At 62.2% G+C, this 17742-nt stretch carries 14 protein-coding genes; 10 read left to right on the forward strand and 4 right to left on the reverse strand.

Features of this window, described 5'->3' with window-relative positions; genetic code table 11:
- Positions 1-7 precede the first annotated feature (7 nt).
- A complete protein-coding gene (gene xdhB, locus PYR65_RS22750) occupies positions 8-2344 on the forward strand; it encodes a xanthine dehydrogenase molybdopterin binding subunit (protein ID WP_276121697.1) in 2337 nt (778 codons plus the stop codon).
- Positions 2345-2349: 5 nt separating this feature from the next.
- Positions 2350-3225, forward strand: coding sequence for a xanthine dehydrogenase accessory protein XdhC (xdhC, locus tag PYR65_RS22755; protein WP_276121698.1), 876 nt, complete (start codon positions 2350-2352; stop codon positions 3223-3225).
- Between the two features lie 33 nt (positions 3226-3258).
- Here the strand turns inward: xdhC and PYR65_RS22760 are convergent, their stop codons facing one another.
- Both PYR65_RS22760 and PYR65_RS22765 read right to left on the reverse strand, forming a co-directional pair.
- Entirely contained in the window at positions 3259-3498 is a 240-nt protein-coding gene (locus PYR65_RS22760) for a type II toxin-antitoxin system Phd/YefM family antitoxin (protein WP_276121699.1), read from the reverse strand.
- Between the two features lie 77 nt (positions 3499-3575).
- Entirely contained in the window at positions 3576-4490 is a 915-nt protein-coding gene (locus tag PYR65_RS22765) for a LysR family transcriptional regulator (protein WP_060636679.1), read from the reverse strand.
- Positions 4491-4625: 135 nt separating this feature from the next.
- Between PYR65_RS22765 and PYR65_RS22770 the strand changes: the two genes are divergently transcribed.
- The 3 genes from PYR65_RS22770 to PYR65_RS22780 all read left to right on the forward strand — a co-directional run bounded on the left by PYR65_RS22770 (position 4626) and on the right by PYR65_RS22780 (position 9469).
- Complete coding sequence (locus PYR65_RS22770; protein WP_276121700.1) at positions 4626-5861, forward strand: urate hydroxylase PuuD; 1236 nt, start codon at positions 4626-4628, stop codon at positions 5859-5861.
- Positions 5858-7192, forward strand: a complete 1335-nt coding sequence (guaD, locus tag PYR65_RS22775) for a guanine deaminase (RefSeq protein WP_276121701.1) — start codon at positions 5858-5860, stop codon at positions 7190-7192. Before PYR65_RS22770 ends, guaD begins: the two co-directional genes overlap by 4 nt.
- Positions 7193-8449: 1257 nt before the next feature.
- Positions 8450-9469, forward strand: coding sequence for a glycoside hydrolase family 25 protein (locus tag PYR65_RS22780; RefSeq protein ID WP_060636676.1), 1020 nt, complete (start codon positions 8450-8452; stop codon positions 9467-9469).
- A gap of 52 nt (positions 9470-9521) precedes the next feature.
- On the opposite strand, the gene PYR65_RS22785 is transcribed toward PYR65_RS22780, so the two are convergent.
- Positions 9522-10373 carry an IclR family transcriptional regulator gene (locus PYR65_RS22785; protein WP_276121702.1) on the reverse strand — a complete coding sequence of 284 codons (852 nt, stop codon included), beginning with the start codon at positions 10371-10373 and terminating at the stop codon, positions 9522-9524.
- A 403-nt stretch (positions 10374-10776) separates the two neighbouring features.
- On the opposite strand from PYR65_RS22785, the gene gcl reads away from it, so the two are divergent.
- From gcl to PYR65_RS22810, 5 genes are all read left to right on the forward strand, one after another.
- On the forward strand, positions 10777-12561 hold the full coding sequence (gene gcl / locus PYR65_RS22790; RefSeq protein WP_276121703.1) for a glyoxylate carboligase: 1785 nt from the start codon (positions 10777-10779) through the stop codon (positions 12559-12561).
- A 22-nt stretch (positions 12562-12583) separates the two neighbouring features.
- On the forward strand, positions 12584-13396 hold the full coding sequence (gene hyi, locus PYR65_RS22795) for a hydroxypyruvate isomerase (protein ID WP_276121704.1): 813 nt from the start codon (positions 12584-12586) through the stop codon (positions 13394-13396).
- A gap of 5 nt (positions 13397-13401) precedes the next feature.
- Positions 13402-14286 (forward strand): 2-hydroxy-3-oxopropionate reductase, encoded by an 885-nt coding sequence (locus PYR65_RS22800; protein WP_060636673.1) that lies wholly within the window; start codon positions 13402-13404, stop codon positions 14284-14286.
- Positions 14287-14349: 63 nt separating this feature from the next.
- Positions 14350-15618, forward strand: coding sequence for a glycerate kinase type-2 family protein (locus PYR65_RS22805; protein ID WP_276121705.1), 1269 nt, complete (start codon positions 14350-14352; stop codon positions 15616-15618).
- 81 nt (positions 15619-15699) lie between these two features.
- Positions 15700-16119, forward strand: a complete 420-nt coding sequence (locus tag PYR65_RS22810; RefSeq protein ID WP_276121706.1) for a DUF4174 domain-containing protein — start codon at positions 15700-15702, stop codon at positions 16117-16119.
- A gap of 118 nt (positions 16120-16237) precedes the next feature.
- On the opposite strand, the gene PYR65_RS22815 is transcribed toward PYR65_RS22810, so the two are convergent.
- Positions 16238-17452 carry a TIGR03862 family flavoprotein gene (locus tag PYR65_RS22815; protein ID WP_276121707.1) on the reverse strand — a complete coding sequence of 405 codons (1215 nt, stop codon included), beginning with the start codon at positions 17450-17452 and terminating at the stop codon, positions 16238-16240.
- Positions 17453-17742 lie beyond the last annotated feature (290 nt).

The raw sequence follows: 17742 nt of genomic DNA on the forward strand, positions 1-17742 counted from the left end.
GAAGATCATGAACGTCATGCAGCCTATCGACCGCATCCGCGGCGGCGTCCACGAAAACGAACGGCACGAATCCGGCCACAAGCATGTGACGGGAACCGCCGAATATATCGACGATATGCCCGAACCCGCAGGCACCCTGCACGCCTATCTCGGCCTGTCGCAGCGCGCCCATGCGCAGATCCTGTCGATCGATTTTGCGGCGGTGACATCCGCGCCGGGCGTTATCGGCGTGCTCACCGCCGAGGATATTACCGGCGAAAACGACGTCAGCCCGGCGCACAAGCATGACGATCCGGTTTTTGCCACCGACAAGGTCGAGTTTCACGGTCAGCCTATTTTCGCCGTCATCGCCGAAACCCGCGATGCCGCCCGCCGCGCCGCCGCGAAGGTCACGATCGAATATCAGGACCTGCCGCATGTGACCGATGTGCTGGAGGCCGCCGCCGCCAATTATCCGCTGGTCATCGATCCCCTGAAGCTGGAGCGCGGCGATATCGCCGCCGGTTTTGCAAAGGCAAAGCATGTGCTCGAAGGCGAGATGCGGATCGGCGGGCAGGATCACTTCTATCTCGAGGGCCACATTTCCTTTGCCATCCCTGGTGAGGACGACGAAATCACGCTCTATTCCTCGACCCAGCATCCAAGCGAAACCCAGCACATGGTCGGCCAGGTGCTCGGCGTCGCTTCCAATGCCGTGACCATCAACGTGCGCCGCATGGGCGGAGCCTTTGGCGGCAAGGAAACGCAGGCGAACCTGTTTGCCGCCGTCGCAGCACTCGCCGCAAGGAAATATCGCTGCGCGGTGAAAATCCGCCCGGACCGCGACGACGACATGACGGCCACCGGCAAGCGCCACGATTTCCATGTCGGCTACAAGGTTGGCTTCGACGATGACGGCCGGATCGAGGCCGTTGACGCGACGTTCTCCGCCCGTTGCGGGTTCTCGGCCGATCTTTCCGGCCCGGTCACCGATCGCGCACTGTTCCATGCCGACAATTGCTACTTCTATCCGCATGTCCGGCTGCGCTCGCGGCCGCTGAAGACCAATACCGTTTCGAACACCGCCTTCCGCGGCTTCGGCGGACCGCAGGGCATGGTCGGCGGCGAGCGGATGATCGAGGACGTGGCCTATGCACTCGGCAAGGATCCGCTCGACATCCGCAAGCTGAATTTCTACGGCGGCGAGGGGCGCAACCTCACGCCCTATCACCAGACCGTCGAAGACAATATCATCGGCCGGATCATCGAGGAGCTGGAGACGTCCTGCGATTATGCGGCACGGCGCGAAGAAGTGCTCGCCTTCAACCGCAAGAGCCAGATCATCAAGCGTGGTATCGCGCTGACGCCGGTGAAGTTCGGCATCTCCTTCACCAAGACGGAATATAACCAGGCCGGCGCGCTCGTGCATGTCTATGCGGATGGCTCGATCCATCTCAACCACGGCGGCACGGAAATGGGGCAGGGGCTCTACACCAAGGTCGCGCAGGTGGTGGCCGATGAATTCCAGGTCGATCTCAACCGGATCAAGGTGACGGCGACGACGACCGGCAAGGTGCCGAACACGTCGGCCACGGCGGCCTCTTCCGGCTCCGACCTCAACGGCATGGCCGCCGCCAATGCGGCCCAGCAGATCAAGGCACGGCTGGTGACGTTTGCGGCCGAGCGCTGGGGCGTCGGCGAGCGGGATATCGCCTTCGAGCCCAACACGATCCGCATCGGCGCTGAGCGCTTCGCCTTTGCCGATTTCATCAAGCTCGCCTATGGAGCGCGCATCCAGCTGTCGGCTGCCGGTTTCTATAAGACGCCGAAGATTCACTGGAATCGTTCGGAAGGCCGGGGCCGGCCATTCTTTTATTATGCGTATGGTGCGTCATGTTCCGAGGTCAGCGTTGATACGCTGACGGGCGAATATCAGGTCGATCGTACCGATGTCCTGCATGATGTCGGCAAGTCGCTCAATCCGGCGCTGGATATCGGCCAGGTCGAGGGCGCTTTCGTCCAGGGCATGGGCTGGCTGACGACGGAGGAATTGTGGTGGGATGCCAAAGGGCGGCTGCGTACCCATGCGCCGTCGACCTACAAGATCCCGCTCGCTTCCGATCGTCCCCGCATCTTCAACGTCAAGCTGGCCGAATGGTCGGTCAACCGCGAGGACACCATCCGCCGCTCCAAGGCCGTCGGCGAGCCGCCTTTCATGCTGCCGATTTCGGTTCTGGAAGCAATCTCGATGGCGGCGGCGAGCGTTGCGGAGTATCGTATCGCACCGCGCATCGATGCGCCGGCGACACCGGAACGGGTCTTGCTTGCCATCGAGCGGTTGCGCCGCGCGGCAAAGAACGGGTGAATGGCATGGCTGCCAAGCGCGAAGACATCAGGGAATTCCTGCGCCGCGAACCGGACTGCGTGTTCGTCGAGGTAACGGGTGCTGCCGGCTCGACACCGCGTGATACCGATGCCTGGATGCTGGTGGCGGCCGATTGCATCTTCGGCACGATCGGTGGCGGGCAGCTCGAATATATGGCGATCGACCACGCGCGGCGGGCCCTTCGCCATGGTCGTCCGGCCGAAGCCATGAGCGTTCCACTCGGACCCGAAATCGGCCAATGCTGCGGCGGCCGGGTCGGACTTTCCTTTACGGCGATGACCACGGAGCTCGCCATGTTTCTCATCGCCCGCAGCGACCGCGAAATGGCGTCGCGTCCGCATGTCTACGTGTTCGGCGCCGGTCATGTCGGCGATGCGCTGGCCATGGCGCTGTCGCTGGTTCCCTTGCGCATCATTCTCGTCGATACCCGCGAAGAGGAACTTTCCGCATCGAACATTCCAGGTATTGAAACCTGCCTGACGGCGATGCCTGAAGCCTTGGTCCGCGACGCCCCGGCGGGCAGTTCCTTCGTTGTCCTCACCCATGATCACGCGCTGGATTTTTTGATCACCGCCGAGGCGCTTCGCCGCCAGGACGCCGCTTATGTCGGCATGATCGGCTCGAAGACGAAGCGCGCGACCTTCAAGAACTGGCTTTCCCGCGAAGTCGGCCGCCCCGAACTTTTTGACCGCCTGATCTGCCCGATCGGCGGCACGGCCGTGAAGGACAAGCGGCCAGCGGTGATTGCGGCTCTGGCAGCGGCGGAGATCATGACGGCGGCGTTGAATTGCGGCAATGGCAGCGATCTTCGGCTGCAGAGCAGCAGAAACGCGCCGGCCAAAGCGAGCGCGTTGCGCTGAGCTTTGCGGGCTTCCAACGTCAGCCTGGCCGCTTCAAAAAGAAAAGTCGCGACCGGAAAAATCAATTCTTTCCGGCTGGAAATCATTGTCGAATCGGGAAAGTGGATCTGCAAGCGCTTCGAGCAGGCTCATTTGCTTATTGAAATTCTGCTGGAAATCCTTGTAGTTGAGCAAGACATAGCGGGGTTCGCCCTGTTCCGTGATGACAAGCGGCTGCTCGTCAGCCGCTCTCTTCGCTGCCTTAGGGTTTCTGCTGACGGCGGTACTGCTCATTGAAGCGAATTTCATGCTCGGACCTCGGGATCGGGTTTCAAGAGATAAAGCTGTCATCGTATTTAAGTTTAAACTTCTCACTCCAGCATCTTGCCGATCATTCTTTGACAGCGTTCGGCCATGAAATCGATCATCAGGCGGACTTTCGGGTCCTGGAAACGTTTGTGCGGATAGATCGCGGCGAGCTGGACGCTGGCGGGGGGCGTGTCCTTGAGGATTTCGACCAGGGCGCCGTCGTTGAGATAGCTTTTCACTTCGAACAGCGGCTTGTTGATGATGCCCCGGCCCTCGAGCGCCCATTGGGTCAGGACGTCGCCATCGTCGCTGTCGTAAGGGCCGCCGATTTCCAGTTTGCGCGGGCCGTCCGGGGTCTGCAGCGTCCAGTAATATTCCTTGGAGCCGGGATAGCGCAGGAGCAGGCAGTCGTGCTTGTCGTCGATCAGCGCATCTGGCGTCTCCGGCGTGCCGCGTTTTGCCAGATAGCCGGGGGCGGCGCAGACGACGCGCTGACAGTTGAGGATGCCGCGCATGCGCAGATTGGAATCCTCGAGCACACCGAGCTTGAAGGCGACATCGACGCCTTCGCTGAGGATATCGACATTGTGGTCGGAGAGGCGCAGGCGCACCTCAATATCCGGGTATTTATCGTGGAATTCGGGGATGCCCGAGGCGATCAGCCGGCGGCCGATGCCGAGCGGCGCGGTTATCCTGAGCGATCCCTTCGGATTGTGGGAGAGATCGGCAATCGCGCTTTCCGCCTCGTTGACCGCCTCGATGATCTTGACGGCGCCGAGATAGAACACGCGGCCATGTTCGGTCGGCGACAGCTTGCGCGTCGTGCGATTGAACAGGCGCACGCCAAGGTGCCGCTCCAGCTCCTTGATGCGGTTGCTGGCGACAGCCGGCGTCACCCGCTGGTCGCGGCCGGCCGACGAGAGGGTGCCGAGTTCAACGACGCGGACGAAGACGCGGATATTATCAAGATAGGACATGACACCCTTCTACCACAGGCAGGAACCGACCACAGCCGGGTTGATCTTATAGATTTTTTTGAAAGTGTTGGGGATTAACCGGCATTTCGATTGATATCGCGCGGTGGCAGAAGTCTCCCAAACAGGGAGGCCTTTATGTATGAATACGCCATTGCCTGGGACTGGCTGACCTTCGCCGTCCGCTGGCTCCACGTCATCACCGCCATCGCCTGGATCGGCTCGTCCTTTTATTTCGTCGCGCTCGACCTTGGCCTGCGCAAGCGGCCTGACCTTCCGGCCGGGGCCTATGGCGAGGAATGGCAGGTGCATGGCGGCGGCTTCTATCACATCCAGAAATATCTCGTCGCGCCCGCCAACATGCCGGAACACCTGATCTGGTTCAAATGGGAAAGCTACGTCACCTGGCTGTCCGGCTTCGGCATGCTGTGTCTGGTCTATTATGCCGGCGCCGATCTCTACCTGATCGACCCCAATGTGCTGGATGTTTCCAAGCCGGTTGCCATCGGCATCTCGCTGGCCTCGCTCGCCTTCGGCTGGATCATCTACGACCTGCTCTGCAAGTCGCCCTTCGGCAACGACAATACGCGGCTGATGGTGGCGCTCTATTTCATCCTGGTCGCGGTGGCGTGGGGGTATACGCAGCTGTTTACCGGCCGCGCCGCCTTCCTGCATCTGGGCGCCTTCACGGCGACCATCATGTCGGCCAACGTCTTCTTCATCATCATGCCGAACCAGCGCATCGTCGTCGCCGACCTGATCGCCGGGCGCACGCCGGATGCGAAATACGGCCGGATCGCCAAGCAGCGCTCGACGCATAACAATTACCTGACACTGCCCGTTCTGTTCCTGATGCTGTCGAACCATTATCCGCTGGCCTTCGGCACCCAGTTCAACTGGATTATCGCCTCGCTGGTGTTCCTGATGGGCGTGACCATCCGCCACTATTTCAACACCCGCCACGCCAATACCGGCAATCCGACCTGGACCTGGCTTGCGACCGTGCTCCTGTTCATCGTCATCATGTGGCTGTCGACCGTGCCGAAGGTCCTGACCGGCGAGCCGGAACAGGTGTCTGCGGCGCAGCAGCCTTTCGTCACGGCGGAGGCCTTTCCCAGGGTTCGCGACACAATCCTTGGCCGCTGTGCCATGTGCCATGCGCAGGAGCCGGGATGGGAAGGCATGATCAAGCCGCCCAAGGGCGTGGTGCTGGAGAGCGATGCTGAGATCGCCAATCATGCGCGGGAGATCTACCTGCAGGCCGGACGCAGCCACGCGATGCCGCCGGCAAACGTGACGGCCGTGACCGACGACGAGCGCAAGCTTCTGGTCGCCTGGTACGAGACAGTTGTGAATGGAGGAAAAACCCAATGAGCGAACTCCTGATCCGTGGACGCGTGCTGACCTTTATCGATGAGCCCAAGAGTATCGATGATACCGCATCCTATCTGACCGTGGACGATGGCGCGGTTCTGGTGCGCGACGGCAAAATCGCCGCCGTCGGCGATTACGCCGATATCCGCAAGTCTGCCGGTCCCGGCGTTGCGGTGGCCGATCACCGGCCCCATCTCATCCTGCCGGGATTGATCGATACGCATCTGCATTTCCCGCAGACCCAGGCGATTGCATCCTATGGCGCGCAGCTGATGGAATGGCTGAACACCTATATTTTCGTGGAGGAACAGAAATTCGCCGAGCCGGACCATGCGGCCTTCATTGCCGGCCGGTTCATGGACGAGCTTTTGGCCAATGGCACGACGACGGCTGTTGCCTATTGTTCGGTGCATCCGCAAAGCGTGGACGCCTATTTCACGGCCGCCGAACAGCGCGGCATGCTGATGGTCGGCGGCAAGGTGATGATGGACCGCAATGCGCCGGACGCGCTGCGCGACACGCCGCAAACGGGCTATGACGAGACCAAGCGGCTCATTGGAAAATGGCATGGACGAGGCCGGGCGCACTATGCGATCAGCCCGCGCTTTGCCATCACCTCGACGCCTGAGCAGATGGAGATGGCAAAGGCGCTGGTGACGGAACATCGCGATTGCTACGTGCAGACGCATCTGTCGGAAAACAAGGACGAGATCGCCTTTGCCACCTCGCTCTATCCGGACGCGAAAGACTATACCGACATCTATGCCCGCTACGATCTTTTGACGGACAAGACGCTGCTGGGGCATTGCATCTATCTCAGCGACCGGGAAATCTCGGTGCTGGCCGAGACCGGCGCGGTCGGCGTGTTCTGCCCGACATCCAACCTCTTCCTCGGCTCCGGCCTGTTCGACCGCGACCGGTTCGACCGGCTCGGCGCCCGCTGGTCGGTGGCGACCGATGTCGGGGCGGGCACCAGCTTCTCGATGCTGGAAACGATGGACGAGGCTTACAAGGTGCTGCACCTGCAGGGCCAACGGCTGTCGCCGCTCAATTCCTTCTATCGGATGACGCTCGGCAACGCCCGGTCGCTCGGGCTCCAGGACCGTATCGGCTCGCTGCATGTGGGCGCCGACGCCGATATCGTCGTCCTCGATTCCAGCGGCAAATCGGCGATGGAACTGCGGATGCGCACCGCAAAATCGCTGGTGGAAGAGCTGTTCATTCTGCAGACCATGGGCGATGACCGGTGTGTGGCCGAGGTCTATGTGGCCGGCAAGGCGATGAAAACGCGCAAGGCCGGTATTCCGGCACGGACGCTGGAGACAGCGTGAGGAGCTTATCCTCCCCTTGTGGGGGAGGGCCGGAGCAAAGCTCCGGGGTGGGGTGAGCTGCGGCGTGTTCGATTGACAATGGCGCTCGCGGTGGTCACCCCCACCCGCCGCGCTGCGGCGACCTCCCCCCTCAAGGGGGAGGTGACATTGCGGCACCCGCAACGTTCCTCTTTCTCTGCGACCAATCGCCCTGTGTTTCAAGGGACAGTCTGTTTGAACCCTCCCCTTGAGGGGGAGGGCCGGAGCGAAGCTCCGGGGTGGGGTGATCTGCGGCATATGCGATTGACTATGGCGCTCGCGATGGTCACCCCCACCCGCCGCGCTGCGGCGACCTCCCCCCTCAAGGGGGAGGTGGACTTCCCTCTTCTCCCCAGGGGGAGACGGTGCCCGGAGGGCGGAAGAGGGGGCGGTTCGGCGTGGAGCGGGCGGCTTTTCATCCTGGTGTGTTTTCAGATTTTCCATTTTCAGTTTCCCCGTGTTTTAGACTTGGAGGTGGCTTCGCCCCCCTCATCCGGCCCTGCGGGCCACCTTCTCCCCGCTGGGGAGAAGAGGGAGCTCTTGGCGCAACGCCTAATAGCCACGCCCGGAAAAAAATCCGCCGTGGTTATCCTTGATTCTGACTTGGCCGGGGCGCTGGAAAGTGCCGCAGGTTAGTAAGTTTATATGACGCCTTCCGGCGCCCCGTTCAGTGTCTTTTGCCGCGCTTCTCAGGTTCTTCTGCGCCTCTCTTTTTCAAGGAGGGGCCTCCAATGCCCCAGCCCGGCCGCTTATCCGCCAGGCTTTTCAATAAGGCGGGGTTTCGCCCTGGACCGTCGAAGACGGCGTGACGAACCCGGCACGCCCGGTTCATTGGCGAACCGGAGGAGAACCACCTTTCACGCAGCCCCGGGGATTTTGCGCGCGTTCCGCAACATCATCCGGGCACCGGCCCCTTCTCGCCGGCAACGCAAACCGGTGTATCCGTGATGGGACGGGAAGAAGTATGGCACGAGCCTTTGGAGCGGGGATTTGCGGGGATGATTTTTTTCGGGGGCGGGGGCTAAGTGCAGCCGGCGCCTCATGTCTTTAAATATATTTGCGGTGTTGGGTCCCCGGTGGCGGCCGGATCCGGAGGGGAAATCTCACCCGCCAACAGCCCATTCCCCGCGCCTTTGTATGTGAGAAAGATCGGATTCAATCTTTGTTGGTAATTTTCCGTTAGGAATTGAAGGCAGTGGGGCGGGTGCCGCCTGTTTTTAGTTTTGCGTACGGGGTCTCATGCGTTTTTCGGCTGTTCCAGCGATCCTTCTTGCCGGCCTTCTGGTGGCGGGTTGCACATCGAGTTCCGGGCCGGAAAGCCTGGTGGCGGGGCTACCGTCGAAAGAGACGACCAGTTCCGTCTCCGCAGGGCCAGTGCCCACCGCCGATGTCGGCGCGGTGATCGCGCAGGCGGAAAGTCATCCCGAGCAACTGGCCTGGGCCGGGCAGGTGCCGCAATCGCAGGCGTTCGAATCCGTCACGACCGAAGGCATGGCAGTTCCGGCCGAGCGTCCGGTAGCGATGATCATGCCGGACAATCCGGGGCTCGGCACCGCGCGCACCCGGCGCGCGCAAATCTACAGCCGCCAGTTCCGCGATGCCCATCCGATCAATTTCGGCAAGGCCTCGCCGCGCAAGCTCGCCGTGCACGGCGTCGACGTGTCGCGCTGGCAGGGCGAGATGGACTGGGCGAAGCTGCGCACCCAAGGGGCGAACTTCGCCTATATCAAGGCGACCGATGGTGGCGACCATCTCGACCCGATGTTCAGGACGAACTGGAAACGGGCAAAGGATGCCGGGCTGAAGCGCGGCGCCTATCACTTCTTCTATTGGTGCCGCACCGCCGGCGAACAGGCAGACTGGTTCATCCGCAACGTGCCGCGCGACCCCGACGCGCTGCCGCCCGTCATCGACGTCGAATATAACGGCGAATCCAGCTGCAAATATCGCCTGTCGCGGGCCCAGGCGATCGAGAAGATGCAGGTGTTCATGGACAAGCTGGAGCGCCATTACCGCAAGCGTCCGGTAATCTACACCGCACCGGATTTCTACCGCGACAACCTGACGGGCGAGTTCAAGAACTATCCCTTCTGGCTGCGCTCGGTGGCCGCGCACCCGTCGCAGGTCTATCCGGGCCGCAAGTGGCTGTTCTGGCAATATTCGGGATCTGGGCTCTCGCACGGTGTCGAAGGCCGGATCGATCTCAATGTCTTCCATGGCAGCGAAGAGGACTGGCATCACTGGGCGGCGCGTAGCTGACGGGGAGCCGGGCCGAAACAGCCTGATCCGATATTCTGAAGCACAGGGTCCTTCAAGCGCTGTGCTTTTGGCCGTCCTCCCGGCGTCCGCCCATGGCCTGCGTCACGCCGTCGGCTGCGGCTTTCACCACCGGACCCAGCGCCGCGAGCGTCCCGTCGGGGAGCCTGACAGCTGGCCCCGATATGGAAATCCCAGCGATTGCCTCGCCATATTCGTTGAAGATCGGGGCGGCAAGGCAGCGCATGCCGAGCGTATGCTCCTCGTCGTCGATCGACCAGCCGCGTGAGCGGATGGTTTCGATATCGCTGAGGAGCCTGGGCAGTGTATCGCGGGTTTTTTCCGTGAAGCGCATCAGCGGCTGGCGCGACAGCAGGCGTTCGATGGCGGCGGTCTCCCAGGTGGACAGGATCGCCTTGCCGATGCCCGAGGCGTGGATGGGGCCGCGGCGGCCGGGGCGGAAGAAGGCGCGCATCGGGGCGTGGCTTTCCACCTGCGAAACGAAGACGACATCGCCGCCATCCTCGATGCCGATATTGGCGGTTTCGCCCGAGTGTTCCATCAGCTGTTTCAGGAAGGGGCGGCTGATCGTGCCGAGCTTGCGGAAGCGCAGGAAGGCATTGCCAATCTCGAAAGCTTTCAGCCCGATCGTCCAGGCGCCGGTCTCGGTATCGTGGGTGACCATGCCGTGCCCCGCAAGCGCCGTCAGCAGCCGGTGCACTGTGGAGGGCGCCATGCCGGACTGATCTGACAGGTCGGTGAGCGCCGCACCATCGCCGCTGGCGACGAGATCGAGCAGCTTCAGGCTGCGGTCGAGCACCTGCACGGAGGAGGGAACGGCATTTTCGCTGGCCTTGCGGCCGGGCTTGGCGCGCAGATGATCCGGGGATGGTGGCTTTTCGGGCATGTCGGCTCCGGTTTGTGTGATCGTGCATGACATATTGCATCGTTGATGAAAGCGGAACGGTTTTGATGGGCAGTTGGTGGTGATGAGGGGGCGGTTCGGCACGTTCTGAGCGTTTGGCCCCCTCATCCGGCGCTTTGCGCCACCTTCTCCCCGCTGGGGAGAAGAGGGAGTGCGCGGCTCTGCCCGCGTGTGAGAAAGGGAGTGCGCGGCTCTGCCCGCGTGTGAGAAAGGGAGTGTGCGGCTGCGGATGAATGCATAGCCATTTATCATGGTCCAGAGCGCCGCCATTCATAGCGGATTCGTTGAAGATGTTTATTTCCATAGGGTGGGAATGATTTCCATTTAGTGATTGCCCGGCCGGAATTTTGGACTACCCTGATCCTCACACGATGGAGGAATAGTCATGGCGAAAATGCGCGCAGTCGATGCGGCGGTTCTGGTTCTGGAGAAGGAGGGCGTCGATTGCGCCTTCGGGGTTCCGGGGGCTGCAATCAATCCTTTTTACTCGGCGCTGAAGGCGCGCGGTTCGGTGCGCCATATCCTGGCGCGGCATGTCGAGGGCGCTTCCCATATGGCGGAGGGCTATACCCGCGCCAAACATGGCAATATCGGCGTCTGCATCGGCACTTCGGGTCCGGCCGGGACCGACATGATCACCGGGCTTTATTCGGCCCAGGCGGATTCGATCCCGATCCTGTGCATCACCGGCCAGGCGCCGCGTGCGCGGCTCGACAAGGAGGATTTTCAGGCGGTCGATATCGCCCGGATTGCCGGGCCGCTGACCAAATGGGCCGTCACCGTCATGGAGCCGGCGCTGGTGCCGTTCGTGTTCCAGAAGGCGTTTCACCTGATGCGGTCGGGCCGTCCCGGTCCGGTGCTGATCGACCTGCCGGTCGATGTGCAGCTGGCCGAAATCGAATTCGATATCGATACCTACGCACCGCTGGAGGCCTATAAGCCAGCCGCGACGCGGGCGCAGGCCGAAAAGGCGATTGCCATGCTGAACGCGGCGGACCGTCCGCTGATCGTCGCCGGTGGTGGTATCATCAATGCCGATGCGTCCGATCTGCTCACCGAATTTGCCGAAATCACCGGCATCCCGGTCATTCCGACGCTGATGGGCTGGGGCACGATCCCCGACGATCATCCGCTGATGGCCGGCATGTGCGGGCTGCAGACTTCGCACCGCTACGGCAATGCCAATCTTTTAGCCTCGGATTTCGTGCTGGGTGTCGGCAACCGCTGGGCAAACCGCCATACCGGCAATGTGCCGACCTATACCGAGGGCCGCACCTTCGTGCATGTCGATATCGAGCCGACCCAGATCGGCCGGGTGTTTGCGCCGGATTTCGGCATCGTCTCGGATGCCGGTGCTGCACTGAAACTGTTCCTCGATGTCGCCACCGAATGGAAGACGGCGGGCAAGCTGAAGGACTGGTCGGGCTGGGCGCAGGAATGCCGCGAGCGCAAGCGCACGATGCTGCGCAAGACGCATTTCGACCAGACGCCGCTGAAGCCGCAGCGTGTCTACGAGGAGATGAACAAGGCCTTCGGCCGCGACACCTGCTACGTCTCGACCATCGGGCTCAGCCAGATCGCCGGCGCGCAGTTCCTGCACGTTTACAAGCCGCGCAACTGGATCAATTGCGGCCAGGCGGGACCGCTCGGCTGGACGCTGCCGGCCGCGCTCGGCGTACGGGCGGCTGATCCGGAGCGGACGATCGTGGCGCTGTCGGGCGACTATGATTTCCAGTTCATGATCGAGGAACTGGCCGTCGGCGCCCAGCACAAGCTGCCCTACCTGCATGTGGTCGTGAACAATTCCTATCTTGGCCTCATCCGCCAGGCGCAGCGCGGGCTGAACATGGATTTCGAAGTGAGCCTCGCCTTCGACAATATCAACCATTCCGGCGATGCGGAAAAGGGCTACGGCGTCGATCACGTCGCGGTGGCGGAAGGGCTGGGGTGCAAGGCGATCCGGGTCCGGAGCCCCAACGAATTCCAGGAGGCATTTTCGCGGGCGAAGGACCTGATGAACGAGCACCAGGTGCCCGTCGTCATCGAATTCATCCTCGAGCGTGTCACCAATATTTCGATGGGCGCCGACATCAATGCGGTGGTCGAGTTCGAGGAACTGGCCGAACGCGGCGAGGATGCGCCGACCGCTATCCTGGCACTGCTCGACTGATCAAAAAGACGGAGGACTTTTCATGCCTAAGTTTGCGGCAAATCTGACCATGCTTTTCAACGAGGTGCCGTTACTCGACCGCTTCGCACTGGCCGCCAAGGCCGGGTTCACGGCGGTGGAATATCTCTTCCCCTACGATTTCGAGGCGAAGGCTCTGAAGGCAGCACTTGAGGTCAACGGCCTGACGCAGGTGCTGCACAACCTGCCGGGCGGCGACTGGGCCGCCGGCGAGCGCGGCATTGCCGTCCTGCCCGACCGGATCGACGAATTCCGCCGCGGCGTGGCACAGGCCATCGACTATGCGACCGCACTCGGCTGCACGCAGATCAACTGCCTCTCCGGCATTGCGCCGGTCGGCGTCTCCGACGACGTGCTGCGGGCGACCTTCGTTGCCAATCTGCGATTGGCCGCAAGCGAACTCGGCAAACACGGCATCCGGCTGTTGATCGAGCCGATCAACCGGTTCGATATTCCCGGCTTCTACCTCAACACGGTGGAGCAGGCGGCCTCGATCATCAAGGAGGTTGGCAGCGACAACCTGTTCATCCAGTACGATCTCTACCACCAGCAGCGTACCGAGGGCGAACTGATCGGCACGTTCAAAAAATATCAGGCGCAGATCGCGCATGTGCAGCTGGCCGACAATCCCGGCCGCAACGAGCCGGGCACCGGCGAAATCAACTACCCCTTCGTCTTTTCGGCGCTGGATACGGCCGGTTACGACGGCTTCATCGGCTGCGAATACAAGCCGCGCACCACGACATCCGAAGGGCTCGGCTGGCTTAAATCCGCGACCACAGCCCGCAGCGCAGACATTATCAAGATCAGGAGCTAAGCATCATGGCCACAATCGGCTTTATCGGACTGGGTATCATGGGCACGCCGATGGCGCGCCACCTGCAGGATGCCGGCCATACCGTTGTCACCTCGAAATTCCACATTCCGCCGAAGCAGGAACTCATCGATAACGGCCTGCAATTTGCCGAAACGCCGAAGGCGCTGGCCGAAAAGGTCGATATCACCATCCTGATGCTGCCGGACACGCCGGATGTAAAGGATGTCCTGTTCGGAGAAAACGGCGTTGCCTCCGGCCTGTCGGCGGGCAAGCTGCTGATCGACATGAGCTCGATCTCGCCGATCGACACCAAGGAATTTGCCAAGAAGGTGCGCGAAACCGGCGCCGAATACATGGACGCGCCGGTCTCGGGCGGGGAAGTCGGTGCGAAGAACGCGTCGCTGTCGATCATGGCCGGTGGCACCGAGGGCAGTTTCGAGCGGGCTTTGCCGCTGTTCAAGCTGATGGGCAAGAACATCACGCTGGTCGGCGATTGCGGTGACGGGCAGGTGACCAAGGTCGCCAACCAGATCATCGTCGCGCTGACCATCGAGGCTGTCGCGGAGGCATTGGTGTTTGCATCGAAGGCCGGTGCGGATCCGGCCAGGGTGCGCGAAGCCCTGATGGGCGGCTTTGCCTCCTCGCGTATTCTGGAAGTGCATGGCGACCGCATGGTCAAGCGCACCTTCGATCCGGGCTTCCGGATCTCGCTGCACCAGAAGGACCTCAATCTCGCCCTGCAGGGCGCAAAGGCCATCGGCGTTTCCCTGCCAAACACGGCAGCGACGCAGGAGCTGTTCAACAGCTGCGCTGCCCATGGCGATGCCGGGCTTGATCATTCGGGCCTCGTCACGGCTCTCGAACGCATGGCCAACCACGCGGTCGCCTGACGGCAAGGACCGGGCGGCCAGGAGGAGGGCCGCCCGGTTTTTTTATGGAATGAGGATGAAGACATGGCCGTGATCGCCGACCCGAAAGCCTTTCTGGAAAGCCTGTTTCATGCGGCGGTCTCAGCCGCCGACCCGGCCAGGGTGCTCGCCGCCAACCTGCCGGAAAAGCCGAAGGGCCGCACCGTGGTGATCGGCGCGGGCAAGGGGGCGGCGCAGATGGCTCAGGTCTTCGAGCGGCTATGGGACGGACCGCTCACCGGCGCGGTCGTGACGCGCTACGGCTATGGCGCACGCTGCGAGCGGATCGAGGTGCTGGAGGCATCGCATCCGCTGCCGGACGAGAACGGGATGACGGCGTCGCGGCGGTTGCTGCAGGAGGTGCGCGGGCTCACCGAAGACGATCTGGTGGTGGCGCTGATCTGCGGTGGCGGCTCCGCACTTTTGCCCATGCCTGCGGGCGGCCTGACGCTCGACGACGAGATCGCCGTCAACCGCGCGCTGCTGGCTTCCGGTGCGCCGATCAGCGCGATGAATGCAATCCGCAAACACGTCTCCGGCATCAAGGGCGGGCGTCTTGCGCAAGCGGCTTGGCCGGCAAGGGTCGTGTCGCTGGTGGTCTCGGATATTCCCGGCGACGATCCGGCGCTGGTGGCCTCCGGGCCGACCATCCCCGATGACAGCACCCGCGAGGATGCCCTGCGCCAGATCGAGCGCTACCGGCTGGAATTGCCGGAAAAAGTGATGGCGTTCATCCGCAGCGAGGCGTCTGCAGCACCCAAACCCACAGACCAGGCGTTTCACCGCAACGAAGTCCGCCTTGTGGCGTCTGCTGCGGTTTCGCTGGAAGCTGCGGCTAAGACGGCGCGGGCTGCGGGTGTCGAGGCGGTCATTTTGTCCGATGCGATCGAGGGCGAGGCCCGGGAGGTCGGGCTCGTGCATGCGGCAATTGCCCGCGAGGTCGCAGTTAAAAACCGGCCTTTCCAAAAGCCGGGGGTCATTCTGTCCGGCGGTGAAACGACGGTGACGATAAGGGGCAAGGGCAAGGGCGGCCGCAACAGCGAATTCCTGCTGTCCCTGGCGCTTGGTATTGATGGCACCGAGGGAATTTCGGCGCTGGCTGCCGATACCGACGGGATCGACGGGTCGGAGGACAATGCCGGGGCCTTTGCCGATGCGACGAGTGTCGCGCGCCTGGTGGCCGCCGGGATCGATGGCGCGGCGCTCCTTGACCGGAACGATGCCTGGTCGGCATTCGATACGATCGGCGACATTTTCAAGCCGGGGCCGACGGGTACCAATGTCAACGATTTCCGGGCTATTCTGGTGCAGTGAGGGTGCGATCACAGGCTTTGCGGAACCAAACCCTGTATTGCCGGTTAATATCCTCATGGTTCAACGAAGAGGATAACGGCGATGCTGAAGTCATTGTCGGCGGCTGTGTCGGGTATCGAAATCGATCCGCAACAAGGTGGAATGAGTCTCGCAGATTTCGAATGGCGTTACCGGGTCGTGATCATTTTTCCGGATGACAGCCATACCGACGCGGCGCGGCAGGCCAGCCTGCTGCTGGCCGAGGCGGACGGTCTGCGCGAGCGCGACATGATCGTGCTGGAAGTGGAACGCAACGAGGTCAAGGCCTTGTTTGGGCCGGAATACGATCTCAACTGCTACGCCATCCGCTCCGACCTCGATGTCACCAACGGTTTTTTCGCGTTGGCGCTGGTTGGCAAGGATGGCTCGGTAAAATTCCGTACGGACGAGGTGGTGCAAGCTGCGGTGTTGTTTGACCTGATCGATCAGATGCCGATGCGCAAGCAGGAGAAGCGGAACTGATTTGATATTGTGTCGATGGCATCGACATATGGAAATAACATGTCGATGAAACCGGATTTCATCGACATGTTTTTATGATGTGGGGTTGCTTATATCGTCGCGCGACGACGTTGGTTCATCAAGCCCGCCCCAGCAGCCAGTCGTTAATACCTCCTGCCGCCGCGCGTCCGGTCGCGAAACACGCGGTCAGAAGATAGCCGCCTGTCGGGGCTTCCCAGTCCAGCATTTCGCCGGCGGCAAAGACACCCGCAAGAGATTTCAGCATATAATTTTGATCGAGAGCATCGAAGCTTATTCCGCCGGCCGAGGATATTGCTTCGGCAATGGGGCGGGGCCGGATGACGGGAATCGGGATTGCTTTGATCCGGCTGGCCAGAAGGGCGGGATCGTTGAGCGTAGATGGAGAGGCGAGTTCCCGCAACAATGCAGCCTTGACGCCCTCCAGGCCCGCACCTTTGCGCAGGCGGTTGGCAAGGCTGGCTTTTTCGCTTTGCCGCGCCAGGTCCTTTTCGAGGCGCTCGAGGCTGCGGCCGGGAGCGAGGTCCACGGTGAGGGCGGCGTGGCCCTGCCGGGCAAGGCTGTCGCGCAGGGCTGCCGAATGGGCGTAGACGAGGCTGCCTTCGATGCCGTGCCGGGAGATGACGAATTCGCCCGGAAACGTGCCGGCATCCGAGGTGGTCGTGACGGATTTGAGCGGGGCGCCGGCAAAGCGTTCCTGGAAGATATCGCTCCAATCGACGTCGAAGCCGCAATTGGCGGGCTGGAAGCCCGTGATATCAACGCCCTTGTCTCGCAGCAATGGAATCCAGCTGCCGTCGGCGCCCAGGCGCGGCCAGCTGGCGCCGCCGAGGGCGATAAGCGTCGCGTCGCTCTGGATGGTTTTAGGGCCATTCTGGGTTTCGAAGGTGAGATCGGTTCCGGAAAATCCCGTCCAGCGGTGGCGTGGCATCAGTGTGACGCCTTGCGCTTCCAGCCGCTTCAGCCAGGCGCGCAAAAGCGGCGAGGCTTTCATGGCGGTTGGAAACACGCGTCCGGATGTGCCGGTGAAGGTTTCCGTGCCAAGGCCGGCCGCCCAGGCGCGCACGTCTGCGGGGGTGAAGGCATCCAGCGCCGCGCGCAGGCGATCGGAGGCGGCGCCAAAACGGGCGGCGAATTGCGGGTAATCTTCGGAATGGGTGATGTTGAGGCCGGACTTGCCGGCGAGCAGGAACTTGCGCCCGAAGGTCGGCATGCCGTCATAGACGGTCACCGCATGGCCGGACGCAGACAGCATCTCCGCCGCCATCAGGCCCGCCGGTCCGCCGCCGATGATTGCGATCTGTTTTGCCTTCATGATTGGTCCGTTGCCGATTATTCCCGTTCGTCTTGGCGATTGCAGGCATTTTGCGCAAGGGCAATTGCGATCATGGGCGGTGAGGGGCACTGTTTATCGCTTACTGACCTCGGCGTGTCCGCCTTGATCGAGTGGTTTGACCGGGCGATTTTTTACAAATCATGCGCGCAAGCGCCTGTCTTGGTTCGGAAATTGTTTTGAGGCTGTGTTAGTCTCGAAAAACCGGTGGGTGCGGCGGAGAGGAGTCCGCTGCCCCGCCGTCTTGCAGCGGCGGCTGCAGCGGGAGGAGC

This window comes from Pararhizobium qamdonense (assembly GCF_029277445.1).
Taxonomy (GTDB): domain Bacteria; phylum Pseudomonadota; class Alphaproteobacteria; order Rhizobiales; family Rhizobiaceae; genus Pararhizobium; species Pararhizobium qamdonense.